A 17,306-nucleotide genomic window follows, 5' to 3' on the forward strand; every position below is an offset into this window, starting at 1 on the left:
GCCATTAAATTTGAGGGGAGGATCAGTTTGGACATCAATACGGAAACCTAATTATTTAGTGGAAATTTCCCTTCCCTGGGGCTAGCCCCAGGGAAGGGAAAGGACAGAGTTTAGCTAACACTCCCATAATTTTTAAACTAATCACTTAAAATCATTAATTGCTCCCCCTAAAAAATCACAATAGCAAATCTTTTATAGTTAATTTTCTTGCAATCGCTTTTTTAGCAGCTTTAACAATATTGTCTGCATTCAATCCATATTTTTCCAATAGGTCAGTTGGTGTACCTGATTCACCAAATGAATCATCCACGCCAATGAATTCTTGAGGAGAAGGATTGTTTCTGGCCAAAGTTTGGGCAACGCCGTCACCAAGACCACCATTATATTGGTGTTCTTCAGCAGTAACGCAAGCGCCTGTTTTGGCAACGGATTCCAAGATAGCTTCAGTGTCCAATGGCTTGATGGTGTGAATATTGATTACCTCAGCACTGATACCTTCTTCTCTTAGCTTAGCTTCTGCTACTACAGCTTCCCATACCAAGTGACCGGTAGCAAAGATGGTTACGTCTGTTCCTTCGATCATTTTCCAAGCTTTACCAATTTCAAATTTTTGGTCAGCAGGAGTGAAGATAGGCCATTTTGGACGACCAAATCTCAAATAAACAGGGCCTTCATGTTCAGCGATGGCCATGGTTGCTGCTTTTGTCTGATTATAATCACAAGGGTTGATTACAGTCATGTTTGGCAACATTCTCATCATGCCCAAATCTTCAAGAATCTGGTGGGTAGCACCATCTTCCCCTAAAGTCAATCCAGCGTGAGAAGCACAGATTTTGACGTTTTTCTCAGAATAGGCAATGGACTGGCGAATTTGGTCATACACACGTCCAGTAGAGAAGTTGGCAAAGGTTCCGGTAAAAGGAATTTTACCATTGATGCTCATACCAGCTGCCAAGCCCATCATATTGGCTTCTGCAATACCTACCTGGAAGAATCTTTCAGGGAATTCCTTCTGGAAGGCCCCCATTTTAAGGGATCCGATAAGGTCAGCGCAAAGCCCCACTACATTAGGGTTTTTGCGTCCTGCTTCAAGCAAGCCATCTCCAAATCCAGAACGGGTATCTTGCTTTTCTGTATAGGTGAATTTAGTTTCTAAAGTCTTTTCCATTTTTTGATCTGTTAAGCCCAAGTAATCTGAACTGATCAGGGATTGGGCGGTTAACTGTTTTGTTGATTAATAGTCACCAAGGGTTTCTTCCAACTGACCCAAGGCATTCTCCAATTGTTCATCACTTGGAGCGATTCCGTGCCACTTGTGTGTACCGACCATAAAATCAACGCCGTATCCCATTTCAGTATGAAGCAGGTTCAGTACCGGCTTACCTTTGCCCAATAGTGTTTTGGCATATTCCAAACCAGCTACTACCGATTCCATGTCATTACCTTTTAGGGTATCGATAACTTCCCATCCGAAAGCTTCCCATTTTGATTTCAAATCTTGTAGGCTCATTACAGCTTCTGTAGGACCATCTATTTGCTGGCCATTGAAGTCAATGGTAGCAATCAAATTGTCCACCTTATGGTGTGGAGCATACATGGCTGCTTCCCAGATTTGCCCTTCTTGCTGCTCACCATCTCCCATCAAAGCGTATACTACGCCCTCATCACCGTCTATTTTCTTAGCCTGGGCAGCACCAATGGCTACGGAAAGTCCTTGACCCAAAGATCCAGAGGCAATTCTGATACCTGGTAGGCCTTCCTCAGTGGCTGGGTGACCTTGCAATCTGCTATCGATCTTTCTAAAAGTCTTTAGCTCTTCTGTATTGAAATATCCGCTTCTGGCCAAAACACTGTACCATACAGGTGAAATGTGACCATTTGAAAGGAAGAAAAGGTCTTCTCCTTTACCTTCCATGCTGAAGTCGGATTTATGATTCATTTGGTTGAAGTACAGTGCCACGAAAAATTCTGTACATCCCAAAGAAGCACCTGGGTGCCCTGACTGTACTTCGTGAACCATACGTAAAATGTCCCGTCTCACTTGTGAGGCAGTCTTTTTTAGTTGTTCAGTGGATAGCTTTTCCATTTTAAAGGAATTAAGTATTTGATTTGAATGTTCTTTTGTTTTCTAAATCCTGCAATTCAGGCTTGTTAGTTGAAAAGGTTCTTCCCCAGAAAGATAAACTATGGTAACCGCCGAATTTTCCTGGACTATTCTTCTATAATTTTTAAGTGGCATCCCTAATTGATTGGCCATGAAAAGTCTGTTGACACCATTGTGAGCAACAACCAAAACATTTCCATTTTTATGACGGTTTTTCAAATCTTCATAAAAAGAATTCACCCTCTCAAGCACTTCAATCCCTGTCTCTCCATTTCCTCCAGCCTTTGCAGTATCTGGAGAAGCCTCCCAATCCTTCCATACCTCTTCATTTTCTTCAACAAACTCTTTCCGGGTCTTACCTTCCCAATTCCCGAAATCAACTTCTATCAATTCATTCACCCTAATTACATCCATTTTAGGAACAATAATTTTTGCTGTCATAAAAGCACGCTCAAGAGGTGATGAATAGGCAGCTAAAAACTCAACTCCATCAAGCATCTGATGAACTTTTTTGGCCTGTTCAATCCCTTTCTCAGTCAATCCTACATCAGTTCTACCACAATATTTATTTCCCGCCGCATTATAAGCAGTCTCACCATGTCTTAACAAATAAACTTTCAACATATATTTTCAGCCGTTAAATATCCTTTATCCAACAAACATTCTTTAAATTCTTGGTATTGCTCTTTATATTTCCCAATCAGAATTTCATCTGGAAAAACCTCCAAATCCTTTTTCACCATCGCTTCACCTGCTTCAACCAAGTTTTCAAATTGGGTTTGGGAAGCTGCTAAAACGGCAGCCCCATAAGCTCCACTTATGTATTTCATACGATATATTGGAAGCCCTAATACACTACTTCTTATTCTTAGCCACAAATTACTTTGACTCCCTCCTCCAGCTGTATAAACAGCTTCGATATTTTCACCCGATAACTCTTTTGCCACATCATAGGCATTTCGCTCCAAAAATGCTACACCTTCCAATCCTGAAACGTAAATTTCCTCCTCGGAAAGTCCCTGGGGACAGAACCCTTCTGCTCGCGGACTCATAAATGGAAATCGCTCTCCTTTTTGCCTGAGTGGATAGTGAAGATGACCAGATGGCACTAGGTTAGAAGACTTCTTCTCCAATTCACTTAACCTTCCCGCAAAATCAGTCGATAGCCAATCTGCCCCTGTATTACTCGCTCCTCCTGGCATCCAATATCCTTGAGGGTGCCTATGTGAATAAAATCTACCAACTGGATCGCTAATACGAGTTTTGGTTACTCCTTTAACAACCATTGTAGTACCAATAGTAGTATTCCAACAACCTGCTGCAATAGCACCAGAAGCTACCTGGGAAGCACATCCATCAGTCATCCCAACTGTCACTTTAGTATCAGGAGATAAGCCAAGTTCTTGAGCCAATACTATCTCAATGTTACCTATTACGGTACCAGAGGGATAAACTTCTGGCATCCAACTTTTCTTCAATCCAATTTGATCAAAAAGATAAGTGGGCCATTCTCCTTTCCCCACATCATATCCTGACTTTAAAGCATTGGTATAATCAGTCACCCCCCAGACACCGCTGAGTTTACTGGTTAAAAAATCTGCTGCATGGATCCACTTGTCCAATTGATCTGTTTTTTCTGGATGATTTCTCATGAACCACACCATTTTTGAAAGACCACTTGAACTATTAAAACCAGTATATCCAGCCACAATATTTTTTTCAGCAATATGACGGCACCACTCCCCTTCCTTTGAGGATCGTGGATCGCTGTACATTATTGCGTTATGAAGTGGATTTCCATCTTTGTCAACAGGAATTACTGTACCTGATGTAGACGTAACAGAAAGGGCCTGTATCTCTAAAACAAATCTAGATTTCAAATGAGCATCGTTGACGACCTTTTTTATCAAAGTCTTAGTTACGGTCCACCACATCTCTGGAGACTGTTCCTGTCGTGACACCTCACTTAGAATAAAGACTTCTTCCTCGCTGGAAATTAAATTACCGGATTCGTCAGCCATTATGACTCTCGCACCTTGTGTACCTATATCCACACCTAAAAAACACCGAATCATAGTTGTTCCTCCTCTCTATTATATATGTGTAGCCGGCCCCTTGTTTTCTTCCAATTTTCAAACTGTGTGGAAAAATCCCTGTGCTGATCTTCAATATAAAAGTCATTCAGCAACCTATACCCATTGTCATCATCACTTAAGGCTTCTAAGCAAATGAGCCAAGCGCCCATTACCGAAGCTTGGGAATAACCTTCTCTTAATCTAATTTTTTTACCTAAAAGACCCGAAAGCAAAGTTCTCATCACCTCACTCTGAAAACCTCCCCCACAGGCCCAAACATAATCCTTATCATATTGTTCCAGCTCTGTTAAAACATCAAAGTTCTCCTTGATACTACATGTAATATCCAAGAGAGATGCGCACATAAAATCACCCCTAGTCAATTCAGTAACGACAGGAACATCAAAGAAAAAACCTCCTCGAGTAATTGGATTGTCTTCTCCAGCAACTAGGGACCCCAAAACTGCATTTACCACAGTCCCTTCCTCCAAAGCGGCTTCAACCTCTTCCTGAACAACTTCGTAGCCTTCATTTGGATAAAAGGCCTCTTTTAACCTTTGAAAATTAAGACCTGTTACTCCAGCATTAGTCTCTAAAACAAACTGATTTTGTTCAACATGTCTTCCCGTCCAAGTTCTTTGCTTGTTATCCAATAAATAGTTTTTCGTAATTTTCACTACAGGCGTTGTTGTCCCTCCTACTAAAATTATATCACCTACGGATGGACCTGTACTTTTGATCGCTAACTGTGTATCCGCCCCTCCTACAACCACCCTTGCATGACCAGGAAGACCGGATTCTTCTATAAATTTGGAAGAGACAGGCCCTAAAATTGTTCCTGAATCATGAAGAGGAGGCAACAATTCCGGATCAAGACGAAACATATTGCACAATTCCCCGGACCATGATTTACTGACCACATCATACAATAATGTTTCCGACGCTTGGGCATGCTCATAGCCTAAAACACCACTGCATTGATATTGTACCCAGTCACTAATACTTGTAAAGCTGGAAGTCTTTTGAAAAACATCGCTTCTTCTTTCTCTGGTTCCGACCAACTTCAATGCGGAAAAAAGGGATGACGGCCGCCTACCAGTAAGTTCATATACTCTTTGTGGCTGTATTACTAAATTCTCCCACTCCCTTCCCCTATGATCATGGTTCGGAAAACCTATTACAGCATCTCCATTATCATCCAACAAAACAATACCTTCGCGTTGGCTAGAAGCAGTCACTCCAATAATTTCAACTTTTTCGCTAATGGTAAAATTGATTTTCCGAATCAGGTCGATAATTTTCGCCCAAATGACATTGGGCGAAAAATAAAGGGCCTCCGGATAGGCTGAATCCTTATGATAAACCATATTATCCCTTTCGATCCCTAATAAATCACCAGCTTTAGAAACTATTGCCACCCTAACATTTCCTGTCCCCACATCGATTACCATAAACCCCTCATTTTTAAGGGATGAACTGATTTTGCTCATAATCATGATTTTTTTGCAATGGAAGATTGATTGCTATTCAACGCAAAGACCTCATTGAGTTTTTGATTCATAATCCTCGCATGATGGTCTTCAACTTCATGGGTTGCCCCAGCTATATGGGGGGTAGCCAGAACATTTGGATGTAAAATCAATCTATAATCCAACTCATCTGGTGGCTCATGATCAAAGACATCAAGATAGGCCCCTCGGATATCCCTACTCTCTATTGCAGAAAGAAGATCTTCTCGATTAACAACGGAAGCACGGGAGGTATTTACAAAAAGGGCACTCTTTTTCATCTTATTCAATAAGTTTCTATCAATCATCCTTAAAGTTTGGTCGTTTACCGGCAGATGAATCGAAACTATATCGCTTATCTCAAAAACTTCTTCTAAACTCACTTTTTCGCAGCCAGAAAACTCTCCATCCACAAAAGGATCATAATATTTTATATAACAAGGAAACCCTTTTACCATATCTGCAATCCTTTGGCCAATTGCTCCAAAGCCGACCATTCCTATTGTCTTTCCCGCAAGTTCATTTCCTTTGAAATGCAGATAAGAAGTATGTGCTCCCTTATTCCAATTACCTTTTTCCAACCAATCAATACCTGAAAGGGTATTTCTTAATAGTGTAATCACATTTGCCAAGAACATCTCCGCAACTGCTTGTGCATTTCGGGCCGGTGTATTGTACACAGGAATCCCGAGGGATTCCGCAGTTTTCAAACAGACATTTGAAGGAGTCCCCCTACACACTCCTATAAATTCCAGTGCAGGGTTTTTCCTGATTACTGTGGAGCTCACATCATCATGCTCGGTGATAAGAGCATTTGCACCTGTCTCCTCAAGGAGCTCCAACAATTCCTTTTCATTATATGCACGACCATGAGGTTTCCAGGGACGGTAAATTACCTGTCCAATATTCTCCTCTAGGTAATTAATTGCTCCCTTATTATATGGAGCTGTCACTAATATTTTCATATTTCTTCTAATTTATTTATATTTTAGTTGCTCCCGACTTTCGGGAAGCCCAATAAAAATTTTCAATTCCAGCAATGATCTTCACCCATGCAAAGGATACATACCAACGGCAATCCTATTATCATCAATCCGACAATACTCCTTCCATCAAAACCCCTTCATTGGTTTTTAGGGGTAAACCCAAAAGAGCGCTAACAATAGGAGCTATGTCCTCAAGCCCCATTTCTGAAATAACATTTCCTTTATTAATCCCAGCCCCGTATGCTACAAAACCAGTTTGGATTTCATTAAAATCAGGAAAATACCCATGAGAACCACCTTTTGCTGGACCAATATCATTACCTGTTATTCTCCCTCCAAAGCGAATCCCCTTTTGTCCAGCCAAAGCTAAAACCGGACTTGGATCAGTCCCCATTTCAGTCAAGACCTCTTTTTCAACCACCTTAAATAATTTTCTATGTGAATAGGGAAGTTCTTCAAGGATTTCTCTTATTGTCAATTTTGTAGATTCATCATTCTTATCCCTTAACATCAGAAATGCACTTCCTCCTGTTGTATAGAACTTTGCCTTCCAGAACTTCTTATCCATAATTAACCCCGCTTCTCTAAGCCAAACATTGGGATATATTGTGGTATGGACATCAACAAAACCATGGTCTCCGGTAACAATTATTGTAGATTCCTTCAAAACACCCCCTCTTTCTAATGATTCAATGATATTTCTTAAAGCCCTGTCCACACCTGCGACGGCTTTCCTAACTGTAGGACCACTTCTTCCTTCCTTATGTTGAAAATGATCAATGGATGAAAACCTGATTGTCATCAGCGAAGGCTTATATCTTCTTAAAATATAAGCACTTGCCCTACCCACGTTTTCATCCATGGCAATCAGGTTCCCACTAACAACCATATCTTCATGACTCAATATTCCTGTAGCATTTCTTTCAATTTCGTCCAGAAAGCCCTTTGGATGGGAAAACTCCTTTATTACTTCCAACTGAGGCCTTCCTTTTTCCTTTATAATTGGAATATTATAGTCAATAGGCGCTCCAACGGATACAGGCCAATTTACCGAAGCTGTAATCAATCCTTCCTGTTTCGCTAAATCCCAAAGTGTTGGAACCTTAATATCTTGGGCATACCAGTACCACTCGCTACCATCAAAAGGAGCATTATAATAGACGCCATGGTTTTTGCTTCTTTGGCCAGTGATAATTGTCGTATGATTAGGAAATGTCAGCGTAGGGAATGTGCTGTTTACACCTTTAGCATAAATGCCGTTTTCCTTCATTTCCAAAAGATTGACCATTCCCCATTCTTTATCCGTATAGAAATCGGGCCTAAAACCATCTATTGTGATTATCACAACATGCTTAGTAGTTTGAGAAAAAACCTTTCTTTGAAAAGCAAACAAAACAAGCACACATAGAAAAAGAGCTCTTCTACAATACATCTTCAATATTATTCATCCATTAATTTCAAATCATCCAGTTTAGATCAGAACTCTAATTCAGCCGATACAAAAAAATGATCGCTTGGATACTTTCCATTTTTTTCCTTTTTGATCACTGATGCGGATTTAACTGATCCTTCTCCTTTGAAAAAGACAAAATCAACTTTACCGTTTTTTTTATCCAGCCCTGCTCCCTTAAATCCATGCACAGTATATCCAGCATCCATCAATCCATTTGCTGATTCATAGCTATCCTCCCAACCGTATCTTTTAATAGTTTTGATTCCTATACTTTTGGCATCCTGATTAAAATCACCCGTAAGGATTTGGATAAAATCATCTTTATATTGAGAACATTCTTCCATAATCATTGTTATTTGATGATCTCGAGCTAATTGAGATATATGGTCTAAATGCGTATTGACCACCCTAAATTCCTTTCCAGAGTTTTTATCCTTTAATCTTACCCAATTGACATGCCGTGCCCTTGCTGTCCCCCAAGATTTACTCCCACCTAAATGAGGCTTGTCTGACAACCAATATGTTCCTGCCCCCACTAATTCATACCTGTCTCGCAAATAAAAAATGGGATTTTTAGCTATTCCGTAATAACCATTATCATGATTATCCATTTCAGGTCCATAAAATCCAAAAGCATCATATTGTGAAAAATAATTTTCCAGATCCACCTGCTGATTCTTCAAAACCTCTTGAAAGCAGATAATATCAGGTAATTCGTTTCCCAACACTTCAAAAACTATATCCTTCCTTGTTTCCCAGCCATTTCCTGAAACGGTATCTCTCGGTAGGTCTACCCTAATGTTTGCAGATATAAATTTATGATTGTCCACAACCTGTGCTGCCAAAGAATGTATGAAAACCAACAAAACAACAAGGCCAATGATTGGATTTAAAATCTTACTCATCATTACAGTATTAACTATTTACAATACCATTCTCTTCTTCCTTAGGGTTTAAAAACGCCCCTGAGTTGGACAATTTTTGCCGTAAAACCCCTACATTTATTTGAGAAGGTTTTATTCCCTCCTTTATTGAAATGGCGGCTGCCCTACCTGCTGCTTCCCCCATAGCCATACAAGGAGCCATAACCCTTATAGCAGACATTGCTTCATGTGTGGTAGAAATAGCTCGTCCGGCCACCAATAATTGCTCCACCTTTTGGGGCACCAATGACCTATATGGAATATCATAACAATCTCCACACCACTGTAAGGTACATCCACCATCATGTGGGTGATGAAGATCTAGCGGGTAACTGGCCACAGCAACCGAATCCGAAAACCTTCGACACTCAAGCACATCCTCTTTGGTCATCACATACTTCCCTACAATTCTACGGGTTTCCCTAATCCCTAAAAATGGAGCCATTTTAGAAAAATAAGCTTTTTCAAAGCCTGGGACATAGTTCCTTAAATACTCCTCAATATCTTTAACTTGCTCTCGACCTTTTATTTCTCCTCTACTTAAGCTCTCGGGGTCAGTACCATCTACACCATGTACACTGGACATGTTTATCCAAACTTCTCCTTTTCTTAACCCAGTAATAATAATGGTCCTTTCAGTTGGCAGTTGATAACCATCTTTCCTGGCTTTGGCCATCAACTCCCGAAGTCCCACTACAATAAACTGGTTATTCTGTCCATAATATTCTGCTGGTATAAAATCAGTTAAATAAGTTCTTGGCTCAGAATGAATACTATTTCTTAATTTTTCTGTATCCACCCCCCCTAAACAAAACATTAAAGTAGGGGGCTGCATACCTCCCTGACTATTGCCTTTTTCACAAGGCACACCACTACGATATGCTACATCCGCATCTCCACTGCAATCAATCACAACTTTAGCAAGTATTGCCTCTCTTCCCGCTTTACTTTCAATAACGACCCCTTTAATTTCACCCTCTTCAATGATTGAATCAACGAAATAGGTATGCAACATTACATCCACCCCCTTCTCCACCAACATTGAGAGGGCCTCATTCTTGACCGCTTCTGGCTCTACAAGGGTAATACTCATATGCAATGGGCAAGGCCTATGTTCACTTGCTGCATTAATTGCCTGTAACCTTTCAATAAATTTCTGAGGTAAACCTTTAATTACCTGGTTTCCTTTTTGGCCCAAAAATCCCAAAATTGGCAAACCAATAGTCATATTACCTCCCAAAAAGCTCCTATTTTCAATTAACATGACCTTCTGCCCTTCTTCAGCTGCAGCAAGTGCAGCTATAATACCAGAAGGCCCTCCCCCAACAACCAAAACATCTGTTTCAAATCTTACAGAAAGATTTTTGCTCTCCTCATTAATTCTTTTTTGATCTCTATTCATATTTATCTTTTTAATTATTTTCATATACCGCAGCCTCCTCTTCTTCTTTAAATTTGCTATCGGCATATTCAATTTTATCTCTGTCGCTTAATTTTTTATTTATCCAAAGGATAAGAAATCCTGTTAAAAATAAGAGTGCTGAAAACCATAGTACGATTACCCTATCTTTTTCGACAAACCAAGTGATAACAACCATAAGCACGCCTATTATAATAGTTGACCAGCCACACAATTTTGCAGGTGAAGGGGAAGGTAAAACAGAGCGATTTACTTCAACTTGTTCAAAATCAACACCCTTCACCCTAACCCAACCTATATCTGTCTCTTTTTGTATAATTTCTGCAAGTCCCAATATTAAAACCGGAACTCCTAAGCCAACAATAATCTCGGTCATTCTCTGGTTACTTCTTACTAAAAAAATAAGATCATTAGTCCACTTGTAACCACCAAGCCAATTGTATTCCATCAAACCCATTTTCACAAAAAGACATGTAAAAATCCCGGTTAATGTCACGGCCCAAGCAGTCCTAATACCAATTCTTTTAGAATACAGTCCCCAAATTGTCGGCAAAACTAACGGGCCAGTCAACATAGCTACAGAAGCCAATATATAACCAGTATAGGTACCCATTATAGGGATCAATAATGCCCCTGCGACTGCTATTCCCCCTAGTAAAACAGTAATAATTCTTCCCGCAATTACCTGTTCCCTATCCCCGGCAAATGGCCGAAAAATACGCGTATAAAACTCAGAAGTAAAGGCACCCGCAAACACATTAAGTTGAGTAGTAACCATACTGGCAGTTGCTGAACACATTGCCGCAATCATTAATCCTAGCATCCCCGAAGGCAATACTAGCTGACAGGCATATATATAGGCCTTTTCTGGATCAACCGAAGGATCAATAATTTGGTATGCAATTGGAGGTATCATCCATAATATAGGACTAATCAAATAGAGAATTCCAAATAGATAGGAAGATTTACGGGCATCTTTTGAAGTTTTAACACATGAAAACCGTTGAATATAAGCCCATTCCCCTCCCATCTTGAAGAAAAACACCAAACACCACCCCACTAAAAAATACCACGAAAATTCTCCACTTACTGGTTGCCAAAATCCATCAGGGCTCTTGTCTATTAAAGCCTTGCCCCCTCCTACTTTCATCAGGATCATCGGGACCACCATAACTACTGAAACCGTTAACAAAATAAACTGAAGAGCATCGGTCATCAATACTGCCCAGAGCCCTCCCCCTGTTGTTATCAGAATTACAACAGCACAAATTATCAGTGAGGCTACTGTTACTGAAAAATGTCCGGTTTCAACATCAGCCAACCAATGTCCATCAGGCATGGGAATTAGTGCTGTTACTACGACGGCCAAAGCATAAACTGCCCCACCCATGGTAAATAATCCTACTATCCCTTGAATCCAGGTATAAAACAGAACAATTGACCTTCCAAACCTTGCATCAAGGAAAGATGCGGCAGATTCAAAACCCAAACTTTTCCACTTTCCTGCAACTAACCACCCCACAAGTAAGGAAGCTAAACCTATCACCACGAGAATTGAAACGCTTACCAATCCATGCTGATAGGCCAAGCCCCCCCAAACCACAAATGTACCTGCGGAAAATGTCGTCATAAAAGCTGATAATCCGGATAGCCACCACGGAGACTCCCCACTAGCGTTGAACATTGTTTTGGCATCTTTCATTTTGGAAAAGACACTTCCCATAACTACCAGGCCAATCAAATAAACAACAAAAACAATAAGATCCAGTTTACTCATAATTCTTAAATCAACCCCTTCTCAAATAACTTAATCAAACAAAATTGAAATGTTCCAATATTAAAAAGCAGTCTGATTTTAATATTTAGGATTTTGTTCCAAGGACTTATTTGTCAATATTTCTATATTAGGTATTGGCCACAAATAATCCCTATCGGGGTCAAAGGACCTTATTTCTACCAATCGCATTTCATCCTTATTTGAAACATTACTATAATCAGGAGTACCATTTTCATCTATATGAGGAGGATTTGATAAATACCCATTAGGTATTCTTCCCAAAAATTCTCCAGACATAACATCCTCAGCAATTTTCCATCTCCTAATATCCATTAACCTTAAGCCTTCATTCGCTAATTCATATTTTCTTTCCTTACGAACGATTGATCTAAGTTCAGCCTGAGTCTTGCCTGGTAAAATTGGAGGCATATTAACAGAACTCCTACCTCTTACCTGATTTATAGCACTATACACCGATTCATCCAGTTCTCCGCCTTCAATTTTAGCTTCGGCATAAATAAGTAATACCTCTGCAAACCTAATAAGGGAGATATTTAACTCAGAATTAGTATCATCTAGCATATCCTTTATATCAGTATATTTTCTAAATAAATAACCGGTATAGGTGGCGTAGGCATGGGTGGCATCCAAATTTTTCACTCTTGTAGGAGGGGTTGTATTATAGTTCCAAACTTTAACACTATCATCATTCGTTTCAAACTGATATCCAAACAAAACACTTCCTGGAACTACTAGGGTCATGCCCAATCGGGGATCCCTATTATCAAAAGGGTTCTCTGGATCATACAATGGAGATTTGTCTATACTTAAACCATCAAGACATTCATAGGTATCCACCATACTTTGTGGAGGCACCTCGTTTGAAACTCCCCCAGCCAACCTGGAGGTTAAGTAGTTTGGGGTAGCGTGGGTAATTATTCCTTTTAAATATTGCAAGGAAAAAATTATCTCATTAGAAGTTTGGCCAGCATAGGTAAAAAGTTCAGCAAAATCATCGTTCAAAGAATATCCCAAAGAAATCACTTCTTCTGCGGCTTCAGCTGCAATTCCCCATCTTTCATCAAATAGAGCTGTTCTGGCCTTAAATGCTAAGGCAGCCCCTTTAGTAGCTCTCCCATGGTACTGATCTGCTGGATATTCTGATGGAAGAACCTCTGCTGCTTCTGATAATTCATTTAGAATAAAATCAACTACATCTCTCTTACTGCTTCTAGGTATTATTGACTCATCTAAAGTTTGGGGTTTGGTTACTAAAGGAACACCTCCGAATAACTCAACCAAATAGTGATAACTAATGGCTCGAATAAATCGAGCTTCAGCAATGGATTGAAAATAGACCTCACTAGGAATGTTCCCTTCCAATTTTCCGATATTATCTAACAGGAAATTACATCGCCCAATAGTTTGATAAAATTCTCTCCAGAAAATCAAAATAGAACCATTATCACTATCATGGCTACCATTACCAATATGTTGCATTTGATGGTTACTTCTGTTCCAATTAATATCAGTAGTAACATCTAAAATAACTGGCCAAGGCCTACCAGATTTAGCCTCAAAATTCAGCCCTTTGTAGCAACCTAGCAATCCCATCATTAATTCATCTTCATTGGAATAAAAAGAGGCTGAAGATGGCCCATCTAAAGGGTACTTTTCTAGGTAATCATCACAAGATGATAGAAATAAAATAAAAGCACCTAGAATTATATGGTATATTTTTCCTTTATACATGACTTCAATTTTTAAAACTTAACATCCAAACCAATACTATACACCTTCACTTGTGGGTAGGTATCTCCCCTTCCTACAGGGGCTTCAACATCATATCCGTCCCAAAACTTATCAAGTGTCAATAAATTTTGCCCATTTATGTATAACCTAAAATTATCGATCCCAAATCGGGAACTAATAGTAGAGGGTATTGTATAACCTATTTGAAGATTTTTTAGACGAGCATAAGCTGCATTTTTCAACCAAAAACTTGAATTTTTTTCATTATTAGCTTCACTAATCTGCAATCTAGGGAAAGCGGCATCTCTATTGTCTGGAGTCCAATAATCCTTATGCTGCTCCTGAACTGTCCCTCCGTTAAAAAATGGCATTATTCCTTGTTGATAAAGATATCCATCTGCCCTGCCGACACCTTGGATAAAAACATTTAGATCAAAACCTTTAAAAGACCCATTAAGTGTTAAACCATAAGTCAACCTTGGAATTGTACTACCAATAACAACATTATCATCATCGTTTATTATACCATCTCCGTTTTGATCTTTATATTTAATATCACCTGGTTTTACATTTCCAAACTGAGTAGCGTGTTCCGCTATTTCATCCTCAGATTGAAAATACCCCAATGATTCAAATCCATAAATTGAATTTATGGGATAACCTTCTCTACTAACTGTCAACCCAGATCTATTAACCCCTTTCAGATCGATAACTTTATTAACAACATCTGAAATATTGAACCCAACATCAAACATAAAATCATTAACTGCCCCTTTATATGTCAGTCCTGCTTCCCATCCCTTATTTGAAACAACGCCTGCATTTTGGTATGGCCTTCCCAGTCCAATGGTAAGAGGAATATCCAAATCATAAAGTATATCCCTGGTTTCTCTAGAATAATAGTCGGCTGTAATTGATAGGTTTGACCACAACGATATATCCAAACCAATATCTATCATCTCAGTAGTCTCCCATGAAATCTGGGAATTGGCCATGGTATTTAATGCTCCTATATTGACTATTTCTTTGTTAAAAGTATAAGACCCAATGGCAATTGATGAGGTAAATGGATAGTTACCAATATCTTGATTACCCAATCTTCCCCATGACCCCCTTACTTTAAACTCCGTAAGAAAATCACTTAAGCTTTCCATAAATCCCTCTTCGGACACTCTCCATCCAGCCGATAGCGAGGGGAAAAATCCATATTTATTGCCACTTGAAAACCTAGATGAACCATCATATCTACCATTTATTTCAAACAAATACTTTTGATTGATATCATAATTTACCCTACCAAAAAAAGATTGCAGGGACCATTCTGAAGCTGATCCAGAGTTTTGCTGATTCGCAGCCGACCCAGTGTTTAAAACAGGATAGTCAGGTAAAATAAAATTATCCCTAAATGCAGAGGTAAATTCATTATAATAATCTTCTCTAGATGCTCCCAATAGCACCTTTAAATTATGATCTTCATTTATTACCTTATCAAAGACAGCTGTTGCCCTTAGGTTATTATAAAAAGATCGACTATACTCTCTGGTAAGAGTGCTCAGAGCAGGAGATCTGTTCGCCAAGTTACCATCAGGATGAAAAGTGTCAATTGCCCCATAAAACTCATCATTACTATATTCTGCAAATCGTGGGGCAACTGCAACCGATAATTTTAAATCATCAATTGGATTATAATCAAATGAAGTGTTAAGCTGTATTCTTGGAAGGCTACTATTTTTTCGTAATCCTCCATCATTACTAAATGCTATTGGATTCGCACCGTTCCAACCTTCACCCCATGTACCATTGGAATTGATTCCCGGTTGATTTGCAGGGATCCTATTCATCCAGTGAAAAACACTAGATGTACTCCTGCCCGGTTCTTCAGTAACTTTTGCAAGCAACTGGAGGTCTACCTTCATACCAAATCTTTTCGAAAAAGTAACGTCAGTGTTATTTCTAAAGGACAGACGTTTAAATCCAGAATTATTTATGATACCTTTTTGGTCCAAATAGCCAAATGATGTAAGAAACTTTATCTTTTCAGCCCCTCCGTTTACACTAATAAAGTGACTGTTCATAATTCCTGAACCGGTTAGAACCTCTTTTTGCCAGTCAGTATTAGGATATAAATCAATATTCCTTCCGCCATCTTCTATATAATCATTAATTAATTCTTCAGAATATAAGGGATCTCTACCTGTATTAACATATGCTACATTTGTCAATCTCATATGATCTATAGCATTTACCATGTTTGGTAAATTAGTTGGCTGTTGCCATCCTACATATCCTCTATAATTTACAACTAAACTTTCCCCCTTTGCCCGCTTAGTTGTGACCAATACAACACCGTTTGCAGCTCTGGAACCGTAAATTGATGCAGAGGCAGCATCTTTCAAAACTGAGATGGATTCGATCATATTGGGGTCAAGACTATTGATATCCCCTTCTATTCCATCAATAATCACCAAAGGGTTTGCGCTACTCAAGGTACCTACTCCCCTAATTCTGATGGTCCCACCATCTCCTCCCGGCTTACCCGACCTTTGAGTAACAGTTACACCAGGTGCAAGTCCTTGAAGTGCTGCTGACGCCTGGCCTACAGGTCTTACCGAGATATTTTTATCTGAAATTGAAGACACAGCCCCAGTCAGGTTCACTTTCTTCTGGGTACTAAATCCAACAACGACAACTTCTTCCAAGCCCTTTATGTCTTGAGAAAGAGGTATAGATAAAGAACTTTTGTTGCCGACCTGTACCTCTTGAGAGAGATACCCAATAAAAGAAAAAATAAGCGTTTGATCTCTTTCCTTCAATTCAATTGAAAAGTTACCATCAATATCTGTAGAAGTACCAATATCCGAATCTTTAACCCTTACAGTTACTCCAGGAAGGGATTCCCCTGTATCTACATCATAAACTTTACCAGTAATATTGGAATTTTGTGCGCTTACTATCTTGGCATTCAATAAAACCAATAAGGGGACTAAAAACCAGCAGGCAAAAATCCACCTTAGGAATCCGTAAACATTAATTTTCATAAGACATTATTTTGGGTTGAAACAATCCATTATTAACAATAACACAAAGAAACATTTTTTAATTTTTTAAAAAGTAACGCTTTTTGGTAACGCTCAAATGAGATTTAAAGTCATTTAAAGCAATAAAAATAATTTAAATTGAGAAGTGGAAATCATGGTCCCATTTGGAAAATGTGACAAGAGTAGACAGTAAGTCTCACTGAGACAGTATGAGACTACTATCTAATGTTAAAACCGTGTAATGGGATCAGTCGAATTGGTAATGGGACT

General features: G+C 39.2%; 12 protein-coding genes. All 12 read right to left on the reverse strand.

What is annotated here, in order from left to right; genetic code table 11:
• Positions 1–175: 175 nt before the first annotated feature.
• The 12 genes from ACYVAA_RS19200 to ACYVAA_RS19255 all read right to left on the reverse strand — a co-directional run bounded on the left by ACYVAA_RS19200 (position 176) and on the right by ACYVAA_RS19255 (position 17,036).
• Positions 176–1,168 carry a transketolase family protein gene (locus ACYVAA_RS19200; RefSeq protein ID WP_460544870.1) on the reverse strand — a complete coding sequence of 331 codons (993 nt, stop codon included), beginning with the start codon at positions 1,166–1,168 and terminating at the stop codon, positions 176–178.
• A 66-nt stretch (positions 1,169–1,234) separates the two neighbouring features.
• Complete coding sequence (locus ACYVAA_RS19205; RefSeq protein ID WP_460544892.1) at positions 1,235–2,104, reverse strand: transketolase; 870 nt, start codon at positions 2,102–2,104, stop codon at positions 1,235–1,237.
• Positions 2,105–2,128: 24 nt separating this feature from the next.
• Positions 2,129–2,728, reverse strand: a complete 600-nt coding sequence (locus tag ACYVAA_RS19210; RefSeq protein WP_215222722.1) for a histidine phosphatase family protein — start codon at positions 2,726–2,728, stop codon at positions 2,129–2,131.
• A complete protein-coding gene (locus ACYVAA_RS19215) occupies positions 2,722–4,179 on the reverse strand; it encodes an FGGY-family carbohydrate kinase (RefSeq protein ID WP_460544872.1) in 1,458 nt (485 codons plus the stop codon). Before ACYVAA_RS19215 ends, ACYVAA_RS19210 begins: the two co-directional genes overlap by 7 nt.
• Positions 4,176–5,669: an FGGY-family carbohydrate kinase gene (locus ACYVAA_RS19220; RefSeq protein WP_460544874.1), complete on the reverse strand. Its 1,494-nt coding sequence runs from the start codon at positions 5,667–5,669 to the stop codon at positions 4,176–4,178. The genes ACYVAA_RS19215 and ACYVAA_RS19220 overlap by 4 nt, the downstream gene beginning before the upstream one ends.
• A gap of 2 nt (positions 5,670–5,671) precedes the next feature.
• Positions 5,672–6,652 (reverse strand): Rossmann-fold NAD(P)-binding domain-containing protein, encoded by a 981-nt coding sequence (locus ACYVAA_RS19225; protein ID WP_460544876.1) that lies wholly within the window; start codon positions 6,650–6,652, stop codon positions 5,672–5,674.
• 124 nt (positions 6,653–6,776) lie between these two features.
• Positions 6,777–8,018, reverse strand: coding sequence for an alkaline phosphatase family protein (locus tag ACYVAA_RS19230; protein WP_460544878.1), 1,242 nt, complete (start codon positions 8,016–8,018; stop codon positions 6,777–6,779).
• Positions 8,019–8,149: 131 nt separating this feature from the next.
• On the reverse strand, positions 8,150–9,034 hold the full coding sequence (locus tag ACYVAA_RS19235; protein ID WP_460544880.1) for an endonuclease/exonuclease/phosphatase family protein: 885 nt from the start codon (positions 9,032–9,034) through the stop codon (positions 8,150–8,152).
• Between the two features lie 7 nt (positions 9,035–9,041).
• Positions 9,042–10,517, reverse strand: coding sequence for an FAD-dependent oxidoreductase (locus tag ACYVAA_RS19240; protein ID WP_460544882.1), 1,476 nt, complete (start codon positions 10,515–10,517; stop codon positions 9,042–9,044).
• Positions 10,462–12,246 (reverse strand): SLC5/6 family protein, encoded by a 1,785-nt coding sequence (locus ACYVAA_RS19245; protein ID WP_460544884.1) that lies wholly within the window; start codon positions 12,244–12,246, stop codon positions 10,462–10,464. Before ACYVAA_RS19245 ends, ACYVAA_RS19240 begins: the two co-directional genes overlap by 56 nt.
• 78 nt (positions 12,247–12,324) lie before the next feature.
• Positions 12,325–13,998 (reverse strand): RagB/SusD family nutrient uptake outer membrane protein, encoded by a 1,674-nt coding sequence (locus ACYVAA_RS19250; RefSeq protein WP_460544886.1) that lies wholly within the window; start codon positions 13,996–13,998, stop codon positions 12,325–12,327.
• An 11-nt stretch (positions 13,999–14,009) separates the two neighbouring features.
• A complete protein-coding gene (locus ACYVAA_RS19255; RefSeq protein WP_460544890.1) occupies positions 14,010–17,036 on the reverse strand; it encodes a SusC/RagA family TonB-linked outer membrane protein in 3,027 nt (1,008 codons plus the stop codon).
• Between the last annotated feature and the right edge of the window lie 270 nt (positions 17,037–17,306).

The sequence above is a fragment of the Echinicola sediminis genome, assembly GCF_054777495.1.

Excerpts from the sequence above, each read along its gene's own strand:
- ACYVAA_RS19200 (WP_460544870.1), bottom strand. The coding sequence starts at position 1,168 with ATGGAAAAGACTTTAGAAACTAAATTCACCTATACAGAAAAGCAAGAT.
- ACYVAA_RS19210 (WP_215222722.1), bottom strand. The coding sequence starts at position 2,728 with ATGTTGAAAGTTTATTTGTTAAGACATGGTGAGACTGCTTATAATGCG.
- ACYVAA_RS19215 (WP_460544872.1), bottom strand. The coding sequence starts at position 4,179 with ATGATTCGGTGTTTTTTAGGTGTGGATATAGGTACACAAGGTGCGAGA.
- ACYVAA_RS19220 (WP_460544874.1), bottom strand. The coding sequence starts at position 5,669 with ATGAGCAAAATCAGTTCATCCCTTAAAAATGAGGGGTTTATGGTAATC.
- ACYVAA_RS19225 (WP_460544876.1), bottom strand. The coding sequence starts at position 6,652 with ATGAAAATATTAGTGACAGCTCCATATAATAAGGGAGCAATTAATTAC.
- ACYVAA_RS19235 (WP_460544880.1), bottom strand. The coding sequence starts at position 9,034 with ATGATGAGTAAGATTTTAAATCCAATCATTGGCCTTGTTGTTTTGTTG.
- ACYVAA_RS19240 (WP_460544882.1), bottom strand. The coding sequence starts at position 10,517 with ATGCCGATAGCAAATTTAAAGAAGAAGAGGAGGCTGCGGTATATGAAA.
- ACYVAA_RS19245 (WP_460544884.1), bottom strand. The coding sequence starts at position 12,246 with ATGAGTAAACTGGATCTTATTGTTTTTGTTGTTTATTTGATTGGCCTG.
- ACYVAA_RS19250 (WP_460544886.1), bottom strand. The coding sequence starts at position 13,998 with ATGTATAAAGGAAAAATATACCATATAATTCTAGGTGCTTTTATTTTA.
- ACYVAA_RS19255 (WP_460544890.1), bottom strand. The coding sequence starts at position 17,036 with ATGAAAATTAATGTTTACGGATTCCTAAGGTGGATTTTTGCCTGCTGG.